This window comes from Dialister sp. UBA1703, from assembly GCA_002320515.1.
GTDB lineage: Bacteria > Bacillota > Negativicutes > Veillonellales > Dialisteraceae > Dialister.
The window spans coordinates 8,226-12,801 of record DCJJ01000027.1; the positions used below are offsets into that span (position 1 = coordinate 8,226).

Consider the following 4,576-nt stretch of genomic DNA (forward strand, 5'->3'; position numbering starts at 1 on the left):
AGCGAGCCAATCAGCAGAATTGTTATTTTGCCCTATGACACAGAAAAGCAAATCCCGTAACGTCCCTGCGTCCCCTTTAGGGTGGCAAAGGAACTGGATTCGTAGGGGAGCGATAGCGACCTGAGAATCCAGTGACATGCTTTCCTGTGGAGAAGAGGGCCACGAAGTGGCGAAGGGGTGTACGACGCTGCAAGCTAAAAAGACACTCTACGCCGTCCTGACTGCCAATCGGCAGCCTTCCCGCTGACTAATATTTAATAGCATTTGTCTCATAAGCGACTTGGACCGAGATTCTTCGCCTTCGGCTCAGAATGACGATGAGGGCGGGAAGGCAGTCTCGTAACGCTGACTTTAAAAATTGCGGCTCTGCCGCCACCACCACCCTCAGCGGCAGAGCCGCTGTTGCCCCCTGAGCGCTAGCAAACACAACCCGCCGCCGAAAGGCGGCCATAACCCTCGGGGCGAAGCCCCGTCAACCCTCACACCAAAGGTGTGTCAATTTTCAAAAAGAGGTACCACATTGGCTAACCAGAAAGTAAAGAAAGAACGGCTTGATGTGCTCCTGGTGGAGCAGGGATTTTTTGAAAGCCGGGAAAATGCAAAACGTCATATTATGGAAGGCATCATTCTGGTGAATGATGTGCCTGTGGACAAAGCAGGGACGAAGGTGCCTGTGGATGCCAGGCTCCGCATCAAGGGCCACGTCATGCCCTATGTGGGGCGGGGCGGTTTTAAGCTGGAGAAGGCGCTGAAGACCTTTTCCATCGACCTGAAGGGCAAGGTGATGGCCGACATCGGCGCTTCCACCGGCGGTTTTACGGACTGTGCCCTGCAAAACGGGGCATCGAAGGTCTTTGCCATCGATGTGGGCACGAACCAGCTGGACTGGAAGCTCCGGAGCAATCCCCAGGTGGTGAATATGGAAAGGACGAACATCAAGGTGGTCACTGACGACCTTCTGGGCGAAAAGGTGGATTTTATTTCCACTGACGTTTCCTTTATATCCGTCACCAAAATCATTCCTGCCGTCCATTCTATCCTGAAGGAGGAGGGGGCCCTGGTGATTCTCATTAAGCCCCAGTTTGAAGCGGGCCGGGAAAAAGTGGGGAAGGGTGGCATTGTGAAGGACCCCAAGGTGCACAGGGAAGTCATCGAAGACACCCTTTCCGCCTTTGCGGAAGAGCACCTCTACTGCCATGGCCTTACCTATTCTCCCATCAAAGGGGGCTCGGGAAATATCGAATTTCTGGCGTGGCTGAAGAATGAGAAACCCGAAAGGGACATTACATCGGCGGATGTGGAAAAAGTGGTAGAAGAAGCCCATACCGGCTTGAAAGGATAAGGGAATGAGATTTGGCATTTACCCAAACCTGGGGAAAGCAGATTTAAAGCAGGCCCTTACGGCCCTGACCGGCCTCCTCAGGTTAAAAAAAATAGACTACAGCTTTCCCATTTCCATGAGAAAGGGTCTCATGGAAATGGGATTTACAGAAGAAACCTATGAAACGGAAGAAATGATGGGGCAAAGGGACTTCATTCTTTCCGTAGGAGGAGACGGCTCCTTCCTTGGTGCTGCCCGCACCTTCCAGAATGATGATGTACTCATGGCCGGCCTCCATCTGGGAGACCTGGGGTTCCTGAATTCCATCACCCTTTCGGATATGGAAAAAAGGCTGGATGAAATCCTCTCCGGCCGTTACCGGGAGGAACACCGTCTTTTCCTGGCGCCTGCCATCGTCCATGGAGACGGTCATCGGGAAGAACTGCCCCATGTGCTGAATGACGTAGTCATGGGCCATGAAACCATAGGCCAGCTCGCCCGCCTCCGCCTCTTCATCAACGACAGTTTCATCCAGGAATACGCCGCCGACGGCCTCATTATTTCCTCGCCCACCGGCTCCACCGGCTACTCCCTCTCCTGCGGCGGCCCGGTGCTGGGCCCCTCCGACGACCGCATCATCATCGTCCCCATCTGCGCCCACACCCTCCAGCGCTTCGCCATGGTGCTCAGAAAGGATGAAATCGTCAAAATTAGGGTACCGGAAAGAGAAAAGAACCTTTCCCTCTCCCTGGACGGCGCCTACACCTTCTCCTTCACCAATAAAGACACCCTTTACGTAAAGAGCGTGGAAAAACCTATTCGCTTCCTCCGCTTCCAAGACCAGGACTTCTTCGGAAGTATTACAAGAAAACTGGTCAGAAAAGTAGCAGACTGCGGGAAGTAAAAAGGGCCAGAGGGTGCAAAGGGTGAAGGTGGGCGCCCTTTGAAAATGAAGGGGCGCCAGTATTAATAAAACCGATTTAGTGGGCTAGTGGGCTGGTGTGCTAGTGAGCTAGGAAAACCATACAACCGGGCTGACGCCCGATGGAAATGCGGCCCCCTTTGGTGGCTGGCGCCACCACCTTCCCCCCAGCTTCGCTGGTGGGACTATGGGTGCTTACCAACGTGCCACATGACTCTACAGGAGAGCGTAGAGAGGCCTATTCTTTCCCCCGTATGGGGGAAAGTCCGGCGCAGCCGGATAAGGGGTGGCGAGCGCAGCGAGCCAATCAGCAGAATAGTTTTCATGTCATATGACACAGAAAAGTAAATCCCGTAACGTCCTTGCGTCCCCTTTAGGCGGAGACCCTGCATAGGGTCTCCAAGTCAGTCAAAGGTGGCCCTTAGCCTGCCCATAAAAGGGCCTACCTTTTGCTTGACTGACCGGTGAAGAGGGCCACGAAGTGGCGAAGGGGTGTACGACGCTGCAAGCTAAAAAGACACTCTACGCCGTCCTGACTGCCAATCGGCAGCCTTCCCGCTGACTAATATTTAATAGCATTTGTCTCATAAGCGACTTGGACCGAGATTCTTCGCCTGGGGTCAGAATGACGATGAGGGCGGGAAGGCATTCCCGTAACGCTGACTTTATACTTATTGCCCGCAGGGCAATCCAATCCATCACCCTCAGCCCGATAGGGCTGTCGCCCCTTGAGCGCATGCGAACACAACCCGCCTGCGTCAGCAGGCCATAACCTTCGCCCGCGTAGCGGGCGTCAACCTTCCTCTTTGAACCTTTTCCAGCCCCCTGAAACACAACCCTTCTACACAACCTGCGGCGTCAGCCGCGCCCCTTTTTACTTGCCGCCAAAGGCGTCAATCCACAACCCTCGGGCCCAAAGGCCCGTCAAACTTAAGAACTTTAAAATCCAACTATTGACATTCCCCATTTCTTTTTGTATAATAGTCAAGTCATTGTACATAAGTGCCATGACGCAACCGCACGAATAAGGCTCTCGGAAATGCAGAAATGCTGCCTGCATCGGCGAGTATAGTAAAGAGGAGGTGCACAAATGTACGCAATTATCAAAACAGGTGGAAAACAGTACGTTGTTGAAGAAGGCAAGGTTATTTCCATCGAAAAACTGGACGTTGAAGAAGGCGCTGAAGTAACTTTTGATGAGGTCCTTCTGGTTTCCGGAGATGACGTCAAGATTGGCCAGCCCAACGTAGCAGGTGCCAAGGTAACAGGCAAGGTTCTTGAACAGGGTAAGGAACGCAAGATCCGTATCTTCAAGTACAAGGCTAAGTCCAACTACCGCCGCCGCCAGGGTCATCGTCAGCCTTTCACAAAGGTAAAGATTGAAAAAATCGAAGCATAATGATCACTGTAAAAATGCTTCATGATGGGAAAGGGCTGTACAGAGGCTTTTCCATTCATGGACACGCAGATGGTTATGAAAAGGATGGGGAATATGATCTCATCTGTGCCGCGGTCAGTGCCATTACATTGACAACTGCCGGCGGCCTGGAAGATGTGCTTCATAGAGAAGGAACCTATGATTCCGACTTCGGTTTCATGCATGTGGAGATTTCCACACCGGAGGATGAAAAAAGCCAGGTTCTTTTTCAAACCATGGTTCACGGTCTTCGAGCTGTAGAAACCCGGTACCCCCGCCATTTAAAGATTCTAGACATAAAGGGGTGAATTTCATGTTACTTTTTGATCTTCAGTTATTCGCTCATCATAAAGGTGCTTCCAGCACAAGCAACGGCCGCGATTCCAACGCGCAGCGCCTTGGCACAAAGATGCACGCAGGACAGATTGCTAAACCGGGCAACATCATCGTTCGCCAGAGAGGCACTCATCTCCATCCCGGCCTGAACGTTAAGATCGGCAAGGATGACACACTCTTTGCTACTGCAGAAGGCAGAATTGCTTTCGAACGTCTTGGCAGAGACAAGAGACAGGTCAGCGTATATCCTGTTGAAGACTAAGAGCAGAAAGAGCTGCAGGAAACTGCGGCTCTTTTTTTGTGCTCTGCGGAGGGCCTAGGTCGGGATCGGGACGGTGCTTTCCAGTATTCCCGAAGGTTGATGTGCACATCCTGCATAGGATGTGCAAGTCGGCCGAAGTTGGCCCTTAGCCTGCCCATAAAAGGGCCTTCCATTTAGTCGGCCGACCGTGGTCTTTCGCCGCGAGGGTTGATGGCGCCGCCGGGCCTCAGGCCCTGGGCGCCAAGGGTTCTGTCCGGGACCGGCTGACGCCCCTCCCGGACGGGCTCCGGGCTCCCGCCCTCGGGAGTTATATAGTAT

General features: G+C 53.0%; 5 protein-coding genes. All 5 read left to right on the top strand.

The features are described 5' to 3' along the window. Nucleotides 1-520: 520 nt before the first annotated feature. Nucleotides 521-1,342 (top strand): TlyA family RNA methyltransferase, encoded by an 822-nt coding sequence (locus tag B2Y11_RS01500; RefSeq protein WP_291055251.1) that lies wholly within the window; start codon nt 521-523, stop codon nt 1,340-1,342. Between the two features lie 4 nt (nt 1,343-1,346). Then, entirely contained in the window at nt 1,347-2,225 is an 879-nt protein-coding gene (locus B2Y11_RS01505; protein ID WP_291055254.1) for an NAD(+)/NADH kinase, read from the top strand. 1,108 nt (nt 2,226-3,333) lie between these two features. Then, complete coding sequence (gene rplU / locus B2Y11_RS01510; RefSeq protein ID WP_008859010.1) at nt 3,334-3,642, top strand: 50S ribosomal protein L21; 309 nt, start codon at nt 3,334-3,336, stop codon at nt 3,640-3,642. Further along, complete coding sequence (locus B2Y11_RS01515) at nt 3,642-3,968, top strand: ribosomal-processing cysteine protease Prp (RefSeq protein ID WP_008859011.1); 327 nt, start codon at nt 3,642-3,644, stop codon at nt 3,966-3,968. Before rplU ends, B2Y11_RS01515 begins: the two co-directional genes overlap by 1 nt. 5 nt (nt 3,969-3,973) lie before the next feature. Then, nucleotides 3,974-4,258, top strand: a complete 285-nt coding sequence (gene rpmA, locus B2Y11_RS01520; RefSeq protein ID WP_008859012.1) for a 50S ribosomal protein L27 — start codon at nt 3,974-3,976, stop codon at nt 4,256-4,258. The last annotated feature ends 318 nt before the right edge of the window (nt 4,259-4,576 follow it).

Coding starts and splice junctions, on each gene's coding strand:
- B2Y11_RS01505 (WP_291055254.1), top strand. CDS start 1,347: ATGAGATTTGGCATTTACCCAAACCTGGGGAAAGCAGATTTAAAGCAG.
- rplU (WP_008859010.1), top strand. CDS start 3,334: ATGTACGCAATTATCAAAACAGGTGGAAAACAGTACGTTGTTGAAGAA.
- B2Y11_RS01515 (WP_008859011.1), top strand. CDS start 3,642: ATGATCACTGTAAAAATGCTTCATGATGGGAAAGGGCTGTACAGAGGC.
- rpmA (WP_008859012.1), top strand. CDS start 3,974: ATGTTACTTTTTGATCTTCAGTTATTCGCTCATCATAAAGGTGCTTCC.